This is a genomic window from Agrobacterium salinitolerans, assembly GCF_002008225.1.
GTDB lineage: Bacteria > Pseudomonadota > Alphaproteobacteria > Rhizobiales > Rhizobiaceae > Agrobacterium > Agrobacterium salinitolerans.
Window position 1 is genome coordinate 69,501 of record NZ_MRDH01000013.1, and the last position, 15,211, is coordinate 84,711.

The window sequence follows — 15,211 nt, forward strand, 5'->3', positions numbered from 1 at the left end:
GCGTAGCAATGCGAGAGCCGCCGGCACCATGGTCGCCGGTTGAGGCCTTTGAACGACAGTAGACTGGCATGTCCATGACGGTTTCCCTTCCGGCAACAAGACGCTTCTCGGTGTTGCCCATCACGGCGGTCATCGTCGCGGCCATTGCCGCCATGCCCATTCTGGCGATCTTCTGGCTGGCGCTGACGGGCAACACGGAGGGATGGCAGCATCTTCTCGTCAATGTCCTGCCGCGCGCCGGGTTTCGCACCTTCCTGCTCTTGGGGATGACGGCCGCGACGACGGCTTTCTTCGGCATCGTCTGCGCCTGGCTTGTCACCACCTTCGAATTTCCACTGCGGCGGTTATTGTCCGCGGCGCTCGTCCTGCCGCTCGCCATCCCTTCCTATCTCGCCGCCTATGCGTTTGGCGAGTTTCTCGACTTTACCGGCCCGGTGCAGAGCGCGTTGCGCGCCGCTTTCGGGTATCACAGCATCCGCGATTACTGGTTTCCGGACATACGATCGCTTGGCGGTGCCGTGATCGTCCTGAGCTCGGTCCTCTACCCTTACGTTTATCTCTCGGCCCGCGCCGCCTTTTCCATGCAGGGACGGTTTGCGGCCGAAGCGGCCCGCACGCTTGGCGCAAAACCGCTGAACGTGTTCTTCTCCGTGCAATTGCCGATGGCCCGGCCGGCCATCGCCATCGGGCTTTCTCTGGTCCTGATGGAAACGCTGAACGATATCGGCGCGGTTGAATATCTCGGCGTTCAGACGCTGACTTTCACCATCTACGAAACCTGGCTCAATCGCGGCAACCTCGCCAATGCGACGCAGATCGCCGCCGTCATCCTCGTCATCGTCGGTGCGCTGATCGTCATCGAACGCAATGCGCGGGAAAAGCAGCGTTTCGGCGCGCCGAAAGCGACAAGCATGGCGCAGCGCCACCGGCTGAAGGTGCTTGCCGGCTGGCGGCGCTGGGGCGCGAGCCTTCTATGCTTCGTTCCCGTGGCGAGCGGCTTTTTGATTCCCGTCATCGTGCTGGGCGGTTACGCCGCCAGAAGGCTCGATGCGCTGTTTGCGCCGAAGCTTCTGAAAGCACTTGGACACAGTCTCGAAGTCTCACTTTCTGCCGCCTTCGTGACCCTGATTGCCGCTTTTGTGTTTTCCTATGCCATCCGCACCGAGCGCTCGCGCCTCTCAAAAGTGGCGGCGCGCCTCGGCTCCATGGGATATGGCGCGCCGGGAACCGTGCTTGCCATCGGCGTCCTCATTCCGCTGGCCAGCCTCGACAATGGCGTCGACAGCTTCATACGTGCACATTTCGGCTTTTCCACCGGGCTGCTGCTCTCCGGCACCGCCTTCGCCATCATTTACGCCCATGCCGTGCGCTTCATGACCATGGCGGAGGGTACGCTCGATGCCGGTTTCCACAAGCTCTCTCCGCATATCGACATGGCCTCGCGGACGCTTGGGCGCAACCGGACACAGACGCTGTTCAAGGTGCTGTTGCCCAACATGCGGCCCGCAGCGCTGACGGCTTTTCTGCTCGTCCTGATCGAATCCATGAAGGAACTGCCGGCCACCATCCTGCTCCGGCCTTTCGGCTTCAACACGCTGGCCACGCTGGTTTATGAGGATGCGTCGCGCGCAAGGGTGCAGGATGCGGCCGTGCCAGCGATCATCATCATCATTGCCGGACTTATTCCCGTGCTTCTCGTATCGAAATCCATGGATCATCCCGAAAATCGCTGAGTGGCGCGAGCCTTTGCGGCAAAAAGAAAGGCGGCCTTGCGGCCGCCTGAATGAGTTGTGCTTTTCAACGAGAGAAAGGGGGACAATCTCGCCATATGGAAATTATCAGTCCCGGCTATCAAAAATTTGACGGCCCTGCGTTGGGTTTACTTTCCGCCAACTCCTATTAACAAGCGGTTAAAACCAAAATCGATCAATTACCCACGAAAATTCCTATTCTGAGACCGTAAAACGCCGAAACTAAATTAACAGCTTCTACTTTTCTCGCGATTTCAACAGTAACGCGTAAAAATTGACGCAGGATATTCGATCAGTTCCGTGCCGCCGCATGTTCATCCCGCATCCGCTGCAATTCCGTGCGTTTGGAAGCGATGGAGGCGACAATCACGCCGATGGTGACGAGCCCGATCAGGATCGTGCAGATGGCGTTGATTTCCGGCGTTACGCCGAGGCGAACCTGCGAATAGATCTTGATCGGCAGCGTGGTTGCGCCGGGGCCGGTGGCGAAGCTGGCGATCACCAGATCGTCCAGCGACAGCGTGAAGGCCAGCATCCAGCCGGCGATGACAGCGGGAAAAATGAGCGGCAGGGTGATGCGGAAGAAGGTCTTGACCGGTGGGCAGCCAAGATCGAGCGCTGCTTCCTCAAGACTGCGATCGAAGGTCAGGAGCCGCGACTGCACGACAATCGCCACGTAACACATGGTGAAAGTCGTATGGGCTATAACCACCGTCCAGAAACCGCGATCCACCCCGACGGCCACGAAGAGCAACAGGAGCGACAGGCCGGTGATCACTTCTGGCATGACGAGCGGCGCATAGATCATGCCGGAAAACAGCACCCGGCCCGGAAACCGCGCGAACCGCGTCAACGACAGCGCCGCAAGCGTTCCGAGAATTGTGCCGATGGTGGCGCTGAGGATACCGACGCGCAACGTCACCCAGGCCGCATCCATCAGCCCCTGGTTCGACCACATGGAGCGATACCATTGCAGCGAAAAGCCGCCCCAGACGGTGACGAGCTTCGAGGCGTTGAAGGAATAAACGATCAGGATGATGATCGGGATATAAAGAAAGGCGAAACCGAGGGTGAGGACGGTAATGTCGAATTTTCCACGCTTCATGGCCTCACCCCGCCTTCTTCTGCTGGTTCTGGAAGATGGCGATGGGCACCACCAGCAAGATGAGAAGCAGCACGGCGACGGCGGATGCCAAGGGCCAGTCGCGGTTGCCGAAGAATTCCGTCCACAACGTCTTGCCGATCATCAGCGTCTGGGCGCCGCCAAGCAGATCGGGGATGACGAATTCCCCTGTTATCGGAATGAAGCAGATCATCGATCCGGCCACGACGCCCGGCAGCGACAGCGGGAAGGTAATTTTCCAGAAAGCTTTCCATGGCGGGCAACCGAGATCGGCCGCCGCTTCCAGCAGCGTATTGTCGAGCTTTTCCAGCGCCGAATAGAGCGGCAGCACCATGAAGGGCAGATAGGAATAAACGATGCCGATGAAGATCGCCGTCTCGGTGCGGAAGATGTTGACCTGCTGGTCCGGCCCCAGAAACCCGAGCCACTGAAACAGCACCGTCAGTAGACCTTCGGGCTTCAGAATACCGATCCAGGCGTAAACGCGGATCAGGAACGAGGTCCAGAACGGCAGGATAACCAGCATTACCAGCGTCGGGCGGACGGATGATGGCGAACGCGCCATGGCAAGCGCCATGGGATAACCGATCAGCAACAACAGGAAGGTGGAGATGAGTGCGATGCGCAACGACGAAAGATAAGCGTCGATATAGAGCGGGTCTTCCGTCAGAAACAGGTAGTTTTCGAAATCCAACTGCGAGAAAAACGCGCCGAGCTTCGAAAATCCTTCGAAGACCGGCGTATAGGGCGGCATGGAGATTGCCGTATCCGACAGCGAGATTTTGAAGATGATGAAAAAGGGCGCTGCGAAAAACAGCAGCAGCCAGACATAGGGAACCGCGACGACCAGCCAGCGCCAGAGGCTTTGCCGGTTTTCAGGAGTGGTGATCGCCATCGAAACCTCCCTCAGCGCGTCAGGACGAGGCCGGAATCCGGCTTCCAGTTCAGCCACACCATATCGCCAAAGGTGATCGGGCGATCCACGAGACGCGAGACATTCGCCTGCGCGGCGCGGATGACGCGGCCATCGGCAAGCTTGACGATGAAGACGGAGAAGTCGCCGAGATAACCGATATCCCAGACCTCGCCATAGGCGGAATTGACGCTGCTATCGGCGGGCTGGTCGAGCGAGATGCGGACTTTTTCGGGGCGGATGGCGAAAGCCACCTGACTGCCGATCGCGGCAGCACATTCCTGCTCCACCGCCACCTTCAGCCCTTCGCAATCCAGCGTCACCGGGCCGGGCTTGCCGATATCGGAGGCATTGGCGACGACATTGGCGTCAAAAATATTGATATCGCCGATGAAATCCGCCACATAGCGGCTATTCGGCGCTTCATAAATCTCGGCCGGTGTCGCCACCTGCACGACATTGCCCTTGTCCATGACCGCGATGCGGTCCGAGACCGTCATCGCTTCTTCCTGATCGTGGGTGACGATGAGGAAGGTAAGGCCGAGATTGGTCTGGATGTCCATCAGTTCGAATTGCGTTTCCTCGCGCAGCTTCTTGTCGAGCGCACCGAGCGGTTCATCCAGCAGAAGCACCTTGGGCCGCTTGGCAAGCGAGCGGGCAAGCGCCACACGCTGGCGCTGGCCACCGGACAGCTGGCTTGGCTTGCGTTTGGCAAATTCACTGAGTTTGACGAGCCGCAGCATTTCCTCGACGCGGGCGGAAATGTCCGCCTTGGGCAGGCCGTCCTGCTCCAGACCGAAAGCGACGTTCTTTTCCACCGACATATGCGGGAACAGCGCGTAGGACTGGAACATCATGTTGGTGGGCCGCTTATAGGGCGGAACGCCGGAAATATCCTTGCCCTGCAGCAGGATGCGGCCCTCGGTCGGTTCCTCGAAACCGGCCAGCATGCGCATCAGCGTGGTCTTGCCGCAGCCGGAGGGGCCGAGCAGCGAGAAGAACTCGCGTTCATAGATATCCAGCGTCAGATTGTTGACGGCGACGAAATCGCCAAAACGTTTGGTGACGTTTTCAAAGCGGATGAAGGGCACCGCATCGGGATTGTCCCAAGGGCTAAATTTGCGTTTGACCGGTCCAAGTGTCTTTGCCATGCCCGCCCCGTTTCACCCAAGAACCCATCGACAACCTATACGACCAGGAGGCCGTATCGATGCCATTCCACTGTCTTCATTCCTGTTCCCCGGAACAAACCCGAGGATGTCACAGGGAACCAGCCAACCCAAGTCCTTGGGCTGAAAAGACTTCATCTGACCTGACAGACGTCAGGTCGCTGGCAACTGTGGCAAGCACAGGAATGGGGGTGGATAGAATCCACCCCATCCCAAATCTGCTTAGCTACCGGTCTTTATCTGCGTCCAGACGCGGTTCAGGACACGCTGTTCCTTCGGTCCATAGGGCGAGATGGTGAAGAGCTTCTTCAGCGTCTCGGCATCGGGATAGACCGCCGGGTTCTTGACGACGGACTCATCCATCACCGCCTGCGCCGCGAGATTGCCATTCGCATACTGAACATAGTTGGAGGCCTTGGCGATGACTTCCGGCCGCATCAGATAGTTGATGAAGGCGTGGGCTTCCTCGACATTCTTGGCATCCGCCGGGATGGCAAGGTTGTCGAACCACATGTAGGTGCCTTCCTTCGGAATGACGTAGTTCACCTCGACGCCGTTCTTGGCTTCCTCGGCGCGGCTCTTCGCCTGCAGGATATCGCCCGACCAGCCGATGGTGATGCAGCTGTCGCCGTTCGCCAGTTCATCGATATAGGCCGAGGAATTGAAGGTCTTCACATAGGGGCGGATCTTCATGTAGACGTCGCCGCCCGCCTCGAGATCGGCGGTTTCCTTGCTATCCGGATTCTTGCCGAGATAGTTCATGGCGATGGCGAAGGTCTCGTCCGACGCATCGAGAATATTGATGCCGCAGGATTTCAGCTTTTCAGCATTTTCCGGCTTGAAGAGAATATCCCAGCTGTCGACCGGAACATCGCCGAGCGCCGCCTTCACCTTGGCGACATTATAGCCGATGCCGGTGGTGCCCCACATGTAGTTCACGGCATATTCGTTGCCGGGGTCGTATTTGGCCAGACGCTCGGAAACCTCGGGCCACATGTTCTTCAGATTCGGCAACTTGGACTTGTCGAGTTTCTGGAACACGCCGGCATTGATCTGGCGGGCGAGGAAGGGGCCGGTGGGCACCACGACATCATAACCGGAGCTGCCGGCCAGAAGCTTGGTTTCCACAAGCTCGTTGCTGTCGAAAACGTCATAGACGACCTTGATACCGGTTTCCTTGGTGAAATCGGTAAGGATCGATTCGTCGATATAATCCGACCAGTTATAGACGTGGACGACCTTCTCCTGGGCCATTGCCGAGCCTGCTGCAACGAGCGCGGTGGTGAGAGCCAAGGTCAGACGGAGAGAACGGTTTTTCATGATGTCTCCTGTTAACGCATCCTCACGGTGGAAGCGTGATCCCCTTTTTTTGGAGAGACTAGAAAGGAAAACAAAAGGGAGCAAGCGGGAAATGTGCAGCACAGCATTTTCAACCAAATGTGTTCCGGCTGCAAAAATGCGAATGGAAACACCTACTGGAAGTCGAAAACACTAAGACCGGTGACCATTTCATCGAGCCCCAGCGGCCGCGTCAGCGGCGCTTCCGCCCGCGACAGACAGCCCTGCCTTTCGCACAGCCGGCACGAAGGCCCGACGGCGACCGGCGCAGCACCCGAGGCGGCCGGGCCATAGACGGTGTCTCCGGCCTGGGCGAGATCGCAGCCGAGAAGCACGGCCGTTCGTCGCACCCTTTCGCCGAAACCCGCCTGCGGGCCTTCCAGCGTGCGCGACACAGTGAGGAACGCGTCGCCATCCGGCATCTCAACTGCTTCCACCAGCACCTGTCCCGGCTGTGCGAAGGCGGCATGGATGTTGAGCCGCGGACAGAGGCCGCCAAAACGCGCCCGTGGAAAACCGCTGGCCCCTGCAAGGCGGAAACGGTTGCCGGCATTGTCGATTTCCATCAGGAAAAACGGGATCGCCGCTGCTGACGGCCGTTGCAGGCTGACAAGACGGTTTGCCGCCTGTTCGAAAGAAACGTTGAAGCGCGACCGCAAAACCTCGAGATCGTATTTCGCCCGCTGGGCGGCGTTCAGGAACGCGCCATAGGGCATCATCAACGCATGGGCGGCGTAACGCGCCAGTTCGAAGCGGGCGATGCGCCTTGCCTCTTCCCCTTTCAGGCTCAGCGCCTCTAGTTCCCTGCCGATTTCTTCGCGAAGCGCCAGAAGACAGGTCTCCATGGCCATTTCCCTCAGCTGATCCGGCTGGGACAGGCGTTCGGATAAAAACAGCCGCATCGAATGGCGGTCATAACGCCGCCTGAGGTTCGGCATGGCATGAACCGGCAGAGTGCGGACCACGATGCCATGGTTTTTCTGAAGCCATGCCCTCAGCCCCGAAGCCAGATCGTCGCCCGCCGACAGGTGTTTGTGGAGTTCTTCGGCCGCCGCATCGATGGTGTGGAAATAGGCCGGCCGGTTTTCAAAGACATGCCGTACCTCGTCGATCGGCAGGCGGGTGGAGGAAAGCGCCGTCTCATGCCCTTCCCGCGCCAGAAGATCGGAGAGATCGGAAAGGCGCTGCGCCTGTTCCCGGTAGGCCCGGTAAAGCTTGAGGACACCGCTTGCCGCATTGGGCGCGGCATCGGCAACCTCGATCAGTTCCTGCGGCGACGGCACCTCGCCCGCAAGCAGCGGATCGGCAAAGACCTCGCGCAGCTGCCCGGCGGAACCGGCACTCTCTCCCTGCAGGTCATCCAGATCGACCTTGTAGACGGAGGCAAGCTTCAAAAGCAGCTGCACGGTGAGCGGCCGCTGGTTGCGCTCGATGAGGTTGAGATAAGATGGCGAGATCGCCAGCGCCTCGGCCATCGCCGTTTGCGTCAACGCCAGACCGTTGCGAATGCGGCGCACACGCGGCCCGGCAAAAATCTTGTTTTCCGACACAGCCTCACCTCCCCATCCGCGACTCATACAAGTCTGTTACAAACTCGTGGGGCCAAAGTCTTTTACAAAATTTACGATTTTACAGCTCCACCCTGTCACGCATCCTACAGGATAACCTCTTTCAAGTCACTGTTTTTATGTTTGTTCTGGCGTTCAAATCTCCAAAAATGTAAATGTAGTCACATCGAACGGCGGCGCACGCAATGCACAGTCGCCCGTTCTTGAAACTATATTTATCTTGGGAGAGAGAAGTATGACTGATTTTTACAAGCTTGTTCCGGGTGCACCGCAGGGACGTTTTGACGGCATCGAGCGTACCTATACCGCCGCCGATGTGGAGCGGCTGCGCGGCTCCGTCGACATCCGGCATTCGCTGGCCGAAATGGGTGCGAACCGGCTGTGGAAGCTGATCAACGAGGAAAATTTCGTCAATGCGCTCGGCGCGCTTTCCGGCAACCAGGCCATGCAGATGGTTCGCGCCGGCCTGAAGGCGATCTATCTCTCGGGCTGGCAGGTTGCGGCGGACGCCAACACGGCATCGGCCATGTATCCCGACCAGTCGCTTTACCCCGCCAATGCGGCGCCGGAGCTGGCAAAGCGCATTAACCGCACCTTGCAGCGCGCCGACCAGATCGAGACGGCGGAGGGCAAGGGACTTTCGGTCGATACCTGGTTTGCGCCGATCGTTGCCGATGCGGAGGCCGGTTTCGGCGGGCCGCTCAACGCCTTCGAGATCATGAAGGCCTTTATCGAAGCGGGTGCGGCGGGTGTTCATTATGAAGACCAGCTGGCATCGGAAAAGAAATGCGGGCATCTCGGCGGCAAGGTGCTGATACCGACGGCGGCACATATCCGCAACCTGACGGCGGCGCGGCTTGCGGCTGATGTCATGGGTGTGCCGACGCTGGTTATCGCCCGCACGGATGCGGAGGCCGCCAAGCTTCTGACCTCCGATATCGATGAGCGCGACCGTCCCTTCGTGGATTACGATGCCGGGCGCACCGTCGAGGGCTTTTATCAGGTCAAGAACGGTCTTGAGCCCTGCATCGCCCGCGCCGTTGCTTATGCGCCCTATTGCGACCTGATCTGGTGCGAAACGTCAAAGCCGGATCTCGAACAGGCGCGCCGGTTTGCGGAAGGCGTGCACAAGGTGCATCCCGGCAAGAAGCTGGCTTACAATTGCTCGCCGTCGTTCAACTGGAAAAAGAACCTCGACGACGCAACGATCGCCAGGTTCCAGCGGGAACTCGGCGCGATGGGCTACAAGTTCCAGTTCATCACGCTTGCCGGCTTCCATCAGCTGAATTTCGGCATGTTCGAACTGGCGCGCGGTTACAAGGACCGGCAGATGGCGGCCTATTCGGAGCTTCAGGAAGCGGAATTCGCAGCGGAAGTGAACGGTTACACCGCCACCAAGCACCAGCGCGAAGTCGGCACCGGCTATTTCGACGCCGTATCGCTCGCCATTTCCGGCGGCACGTCGTCCACGACAGCCATGAAGGAATCCACCGAGCACGACCAGTTCCGCCCGGCGGCCGAATAAACAAGCAAAACGGCCCTTCCCGATATCGGGAAGGGCTTGCAAACCGGATCAAAAACCCCTGACAATAATGAGAGGAGAAATGCCATGAATGCCCACAACCCCATCAAGACCCACGTCAAGGAACGCGCCGAGGAGCAATCCTCCGCCATGACGCAGGATCAGCAGGCAGCCATCCGCATGCTGGCCAATGATCTGCACCGCCTCAACCAGGCCGTCATGAAAGCCGTCGAGGCCGGTGTTTCCGTCGAGCTCGTCCGCTCGGCCCGCCACCATGGCGGCGGCGGCAACTGGGGCGATCTGCTGATCCCGGTCATCGTTGCGCAGGGAAGTGCCGCCGCCTGACCGGTAGCCATTCTTTCATGCCGGGCGGCTCTTGCGTCCGGCATATAGATCGGAATGCCCCTTGATGAGACGGGTCATCCGATCCGCCACCGTCCTGATATCGCGGCGGTGGCGATCGTCATTATTCATGACGATCCATTGATTGTGGCGGAGCGGTTCTATTTCGCCGCCTTCACGAAGAAGCCGCGCATCCGCATCGCCGACGAAACAGGGAAGCACGGCGACCCCGGCCCCGGCCAGCACCAGATCGAGCAGCGCCACCGGCCGGTTCACCGTCACGGCAATATCGTTGCGGCGGTTTTCATGCGGCCAGCGCAGATAGGTGGAAATGGCGCTCTCTTCCGCCACCGCCAACCAACGGTCGGTTACAGTGGCGGCAGCATTGCGCAACCTGTAGGGCGCATAGGCCACCTCCCCCGTCTTGATGGCGGCAAGGTTACGCTCCTGCGGCTCAAAGGCGCGGATGCCGATGTCGTTTTCGCGATGCGCCAGAGAGGCCCGCTGTTCGGCAATGAAAAGATCGATGCGGAAATCATCGCGATCCGTGCAGATGGCGGAGAAATTCACTGCCAGCAGCCAGGCATTCCAGGTACCGACGGCAATACGAACGATGGAAGACGCCAACGACGCCTTCTGCCATCCCTCGATGTCCTTGGCTGCATTCTCCATCGCCTGAAGCCGGTCGAACAACGCGCGGCCATCCGCCGTCAGGGCGTATCCGGTCTGGCTGCGCTGGAACAGGGCCTTGCCGATGCGCTCCTCCAGCTCGACCATGCGCCGCCCGACAGTTGCCGGGCTTAAACCCGTCAACGCGGCAGCCCCCGTCAGGCCACCGCTGCGTGATACATCGAGAAAAAGCTGGTAGGAATCCCAGGTGACGTTTTTCATCGGTGAAAAACGTAGCGCATTTTCTTGCGCAGATAAATCAAAAAACGGCGTGCATCATGGCCCTCCGCAGTGAGAAGGAGAGCGAACATGCACGCGATTTTTGCAGCACGGGCCATCATTGACAATCAGAAGCCGCGCACGCGGCGCGAAGCCATTCTGCAGGAAGAACAGTTTTATAAGGATATGGCCGAGGCATCGCGCATGTCGCGGCTTTTCAGCGCGCTTATCGACCTTGCGAAGGCAAGAAGCCGCCGATCAGTACAAGAGAGCGATCAGGGTCGCGAGAGCGCCGGCGGCGATGATGCTGAGGCGGAAGGCCAGCTGCCGGCTCTCGCTTTCGGCGCGGGCAATGGCGATGGCGTGAGGACGGCGATGTGCAGATCTGTTCATGCGCGGGCTCCTGACAAAAAACTCAACCGACCCATGCCCTGTTAAGAGCCTCCAGCAGGACATCATGTGCAGCGGGATCACGGGGTGATCCTGCCTTGCTGGCATTTTATCAGGATGACTCCATGCACCTTAACAAGGCCTTAAGGCAGGCGATCTCAGGCGAATTCGCCAGCCGCCTGCCCGGAGGCCCAGGCCCACTGGAAATTATAACCGCCGAGCCAGCCGGTAACATCAACACATTCGCCGATGAAGTAGAGGCCGGGCACGGATTTTGCCGCCATGCTGCGGGAATCGAGGCCGGTCGTGTCCACACCACCAAGCGTGACTTCCGCCGTGCGATACCCCTCTGAGCCGGCGGGCTTGATCTGCCAGTCCTCAACCTGCGCCACCAGCTTTGCGAGAACCTTTTCGGACATATCGGCGAGATTGCCGGTGATGCCGGATTGTTCGACCACATGTTGGGCGAGCCGTTTCGGCAGGATTTCCGCCAGAGCGGTCTGGGCCGACTGGCGACCGTTCTTCTGTTTCGCCTCCTTTAGCAAGGCGAGGATATCGCGCGCCGGCTCCAGTTTCAGACGGATGGCATCGCCTTCACGCCAGTAGGAGGAGATTTGCAGGATCGACGGGCCGCTCAAACCGCGATGGGTGAACAGCAACGCCTCCTCAAACGAGGTCTTGCCGTGGAAAATCTCGGCCGGAACCGCGACGCCGGCAAGCGGGCTGAGCTTTTCCAACGAAGCGGGATCGAGCGTCAGAGGTACGAGGCCGGGGCGCGTTTCGATGAGCTTGAGGCCGAATTGTTCGGCGATCTGATAGGCAAAACCGGTCGCGCCCATTTTCGGGATGGACTTGCCGCCCGTCGCGACGACAAGGCTTTCGGCCTCGATGACGCCCCCGGATGTCGCAACGCGAAAACGGGCGCCATCATGGGTGACATCAGAGACGGCGGTTTCGAGCCGCAGCTTCGCATTCACTGCCTGCATTTCGCCAAGCAGCATGCGGATGATGTCCTTGGCGCTGTCGTCACAAAAAAGCTGGCCGAGCGTCTTTTCATGCCAGCCGATGCGGTGTTTTTCGACAAGGGCAAGGAAATCGCGCGGCGTATAACGAGCGAGCGCGGATTTGGCGAAATGCGGATTGGCGGACAGATAATTCTTCGGCCCGGCATGGATGTTGGTGAAGTTGCAGCGGCCGCCGCCGGAGATGCGAATCTTTTCGCCCGGCGCCCTGGCATGGTCGAGAATGACGACGGAGCGGCCGCGCTGGCCGGCGCGGATGGCGCACATCATGCCGGCGGCGCCCGCCCCCAAAATCAGCACGTCACATTTCTCTGCCATCATTCCATCCGATCCGTTTCCTTTCCTCTTTTCCAAGTGCCGCCGCTTGTCAATGGCGCTTTCCCCCTCGCCAATTGCCAAACTACGGTTATGATGGCTCCACCAGAAACACAGACCCGGTGATACATGCCCGCCAAAAAAACCATGCTCCGCCCGAAGAAACAGGCAACCATGGCAAAGAAGTCCCCTCCCCTCGATCTTTCCTCCACCCGTGGCGTTTCCTCCTGGCGCGAAGCCGCGCAATGGCTGCGCGCGCGCGGGATCGAAGACATCGAATGCATCACGCCAGACCTTGCCGGGGTTGCGCGCGGCAAGATGATGCCGACGGCGAAATTCACGGGCGACACCTCGCTCGCCCTGCCGTCCGCGCTCTACCGCCACACGATATCAGGCGAATATCCTGATGAGACGGCGAACTTCCGCTACGAGCCACGCGACAGCGACCTGAAACTGGTGCCGGATCTTTCGACGCTGTCCGTCGTGCCTTGGGAAAGCGATCCAACCGCGCAGGTGATCTGCGACGTTGTCGATGCCGAGGGCAATTTCGTTCCCTACACGCCGCGCAACGTTTTGAAGAACGTGCTTTCGCTCTATACCGAAAAGGGCTGGAAGCCGGTCGTCGCACCGGAAATCGAATTCTACCTCGTCGCCATGAATGACGACCCTGACTATCCGCTGCATCCGCCGAAGGGCCGGTCCGGACGCTCCATCGTTGGCGGTCAGAGCTATTCCATCGCCGGCATCAACGAATTCGACGAGCTGATCGACGATATCTACCATTTCTCCGAAAAACAGGGCCTCGAGATCGATACGCTGATCCATGAGGAAGGTCCGGCGCAGCTGGAAATCAACCTGCGCCATGGCGATCCGATCGAGCTTGCCGACCAGGTATTCCTGTTCAAGCGCACCATTCGCGAGGCGGCGCTGAAGCACGGCATCTACGCCACCTTCATGGCCAAGCCCATGCAGGGCCAGCCGGGTTCGGCCATGCATATCCACCAATCGGTGGTGGAAATCGACAGCGGCCGCAACATCTTTTCCAATCCTGATGGCAGCCCCTCGAAAGAATTCTTCTCCTTCGTGGGCGGCATGCAGCGTTATGTTCCGAACGCTCTCGTCATGCTGGCGCCCTATGTGAACTCCTATCGCCGCCTGACGCCCGACATGGCCTGCCCGGTCAACAATGCCTGGGGTTACGACAACCGCACCACGGCTTTCCGGGTGCCGATTTCCGGCCCGCAGGCGCGGCGTGTCGAAAACCGACTGCCGAGCTCGGACGCCAACCCCTATCTAGCGCTTGCCGCCTCGCTCGGCTGCGGCTGGCTCGGCATCGTCAACAATATCGAGCCGACCGAACCGACTGCCGATACGGCAAATGAAGGCTCCATCGACCTGCCGCGCGGCCTGCTTGAAGCCGTTGCCCTGCTGGAAGGCGAGGAGCAGTTCGACCGGGTTTTCGGCCATGAATTCGTGGGCCTTTATGCCGGCCTGAAACGCGGGGAATTCGAGACCTTCATGCAGGTCATCAGCCCCTGGGAGCGCGAGTTTCTGCTTCTCAACGTGTGAGGAACCACGAGCATGACATGGCAAAGCCCGATTGCGCCGGGACTATCTTGGTATCAGGCAACCGTCGGCGAGCGGCCTGACTATCCCACCCTCGACGGGTCGAAGCAGGTGGATGTCGCGATCATCGGCGGCGGCTATACCGGCCTTCAGGCCGCCTGTAACCTCGCCGAAAACGGTGTCTCCGTCGCCCTCATCGAAGCGCATCGTTTCGGCGATGGCGCTTCGGGCCGCAATGGCGGGCAGTTCGGCACCGGCCAGCGTTCCTTCCCCGACGAGATGGAAGAAGAGATCGGTTTCGAGCAATCGAAGCTGCTGTTCGACATTGCCGAGGACGCCAAAAACTACCTGCGCGGCTTCGCCGTCAGCCGCGGCATCGACATGGAATATCTTCCCGGGCAGCTCTATGTGGCGCACAAGGCCGCCTACGAGGATGATTATCGCCGAAGTGTCGATGCGATGAACAATCGCTACGGCTATCCGCATGTTTCCTATATGGAACGCGCAGAAGCACGCAAACGCGTCGGCTCCACCCATTACTTCGGCGGCACGCGCGATACCGGCACCGGCCATATCCACCCGCTGAAGCTGCTGGTGGGGCTGGCTAAGGCGGCGAAAGATGCCGGCGCCGACATTTATGAAATGACGCCGGCGAAATCCATCCGGCAAGTGGGCGGCAAGGCCATCATCGAAACCCCTTTCGGTACGATCACCGCGCCACGGGTGTTGATTGCGACCAATGCCTATATCGGCAATCTGGAACCGGTAACAGCCGCCCATATAATGCCGATCCGTTCCTTTATCGGCGCCACCGCGCCGCTGGATGCGTTTCCTGACATCATTCCCGACCGGGAGGCCGTGGCCGACTCCCGTTTCGTGGTGCGCTACTTCCGCAAGACGGCCGACAACCGGTTGCTGTTCGGCGGGCGCGAGGCCTATACGGCCGATGCGCCGCGCGATATTTCAAGCCATATCCGTCGGCAGATCGCTGAAATCTATCCCGAGCTGAAGGCCGTCGAAGTCACCCATTCCTGGGGCGGCTCCGTCGGCATCACACTTCCACGGTCGGTCTTCGTACGCGAGGTCATGCCCGGCGTCACCTCCATCGGCGGATATTCCGGCCACGGGGTGATGCTGTCGAATTATTGTGGCAAGCTTTATGCCGATCTGGTCCTCGGTAAAAAGGACATGCTGGCGCCCTTCGCGCGGCTGAAAGTGCCCGCCTTCCCCGGTGGGGCGTCGCTCCGCGCGCCGCTGCTCTTTCTGGCGTTGTCGTGGTTCGCGTTGCGGGACAGGTTCTGATC

Annotated in this window: 13 protein-coding genes; 5 read left to right on the forward strand and 8 right to left on the reverse strand. The window is 59.7% G+C overall.

Annotated features, from left to right (window positions below; genetic code table 11):
* Positions 1–68 precede the first annotated feature (68 nt).
* Entirely contained in the window at positions 69–1,733 is a 1,665-nt protein-coding gene (locus tag BS627_RS11485; protein WP_165691230.1) for an ABC transporter permease, read from the forward strand.
* Positions 1,734–2,043: 310 nt separating this feature from the next.
* On the opposite strand, the gene BS627_RS11490 is transcribed toward BS627_RS11485, so the two are convergent.
* The 5 genes from BS627_RS11490 to BS627_RS11510 all read right to left on the reverse strand — a co-directional run bounded on the left by BS627_RS11490 (position 2,044) and on the right by BS627_RS11510 (position 7,844).
* The gene (locus BS627_RS11490) at positions 2,044–2,856 is read right to left on the reverse strand and encodes an ABC transporter permease (RefSeq protein WP_004432617.1); all 813 of its coding nucleotides are present in this window, start codon (positions 2,854–2,856) and stop codon (positions 2,044–2,046) included.
* A 4-nt stretch (positions 2,857–2,860) separates the two neighbouring features.
* Entirely contained in the window at positions 2,861–3,769 is a 909-nt protein-coding gene (locus BS627_RS11495) for an ABC transporter permease subunit (protein WP_077983366.1), read from the reverse strand.
* Positions 3,770–3,780: 11 nt separating this feature from the next.
* Positions 3,781–4,938 (reverse strand): ABC transporter ATP-binding protein, encoded by a 1,158-nt coding sequence (locus tag BS627_RS11500; protein WP_077983367.1) that lies wholly within the window; start codon positions 4,936–4,938, stop codon positions 3,781–3,783.
* Between the two features lie 240 nt (positions 4,939–5,178).
* Complete coding sequence (locus tag BS627_RS11505) at positions 5,179–6,276, reverse strand: polyamine ABC transporter substrate-binding protein (RefSeq protein ID WP_077983368.1); 1,098 nt, start codon at positions 6,274–6,276, stop codon at positions 5,179–5,181.
* Between the two features lie 152 nt (positions 6,277–6,428).
* A complete protein-coding gene (locus BS627_RS11510; protein WP_077983369.1) occupies positions 6,429–7,844 on the reverse strand; it encodes a helix-turn-helix domain-containing protein in 1,416 nt (471 codons plus the stop codon).
* Positions 7,845–8,097: 253 nt separating this feature from the next.
* On the opposite strand from BS627_RS11510, the gene aceA reads away from it, so the two are divergent.
* Entirely contained in the window at positions 8,098–9,387 is a 1,290-nt protein-coding gene (gene aceA / locus BS627_RS11515) for an isocitrate lyase (protein ID WP_077983370.1), read from the forward strand.
* Positions 9,388–9,471: 84 nt separating this feature from the next.
* A complete protein-coding gene (locus BS627_RS11520) occupies positions 9,472–9,729 on the forward strand; it encodes an SMc00767 family acetate metabolism repressor (protein ID WP_003493954.1) in 258 nt (85 codons plus the stop codon).
* A gap of 15 nt (positions 9,730–9,744) precedes the next feature.
* On the opposite strand, the gene BS627_RS11525 is transcribed toward BS627_RS11520, so the two are convergent.
* The 3 genes from BS627_RS11525 to BS627_RS11535 all read right to left on the reverse strand — a co-directional run bounded on the left by BS627_RS11525 (position 9,745) and on the right by BS627_RS11535 (position 12,347).
* Positions 9,745–10,617: a LysR family transcriptional regulator gene (locus tag BS627_RS11525; RefSeq protein WP_077983371.1), complete on the reverse strand. Its 873-nt coding sequence runs from the start codon at positions 10,615–10,617 to the stop codon at positions 9,745–9,747.
* Between the two features lie 255 nt (positions 10,618–10,872).
* Positions 10,873–11,007, reverse strand: a complete 135-nt coding sequence (locus BS627_RS24955) for a hypothetical protein (protein ID WP_276327083.1) — start codon at positions 11,005–11,007, stop codon at positions 10,873–10,875.
* 155 nt (positions 11,008–11,162) lie between these two features.
* Complete coding sequence (locus tag BS627_RS11535) at positions 11,163–12,347, reverse strand: BaiN/RdsA family NAD(P)/FAD-dependent oxidoreductase (protein WP_077983373.1); 1,185 nt, start codon at positions 12,345–12,347, stop codon at positions 11,163–11,165.
* 123 nt (positions 12,348–12,470) lie between these two features.
* Here BS627_RS11535 and BS627_RS11540 point away from each other — a divergent pair, with 123 nt between their 5' ends.
* Complete coding sequence (locus BS627_RS11540) at positions 12,471–13,910, forward strand: glutamine synthetase family protein (protein ID WP_077983374.1); 1,440 nt, start codon at positions 12,471–12,473, stop codon at positions 13,908–13,910.
* Between the two features lie 12 nt (positions 13,911–13,922).
* On the forward strand, positions 13,923–15,209 hold the full coding sequence (locus BS627_RS11545; protein WP_077983375.1) for an NAD(P)/FAD-dependent oxidoreductase: 1,287 nt from the start codon (positions 13,923–13,925) through the stop codon (positions 15,207–15,209).
* The last annotated feature ends 2 nt before the right edge of the window (positions 15,210–15,211 follow it).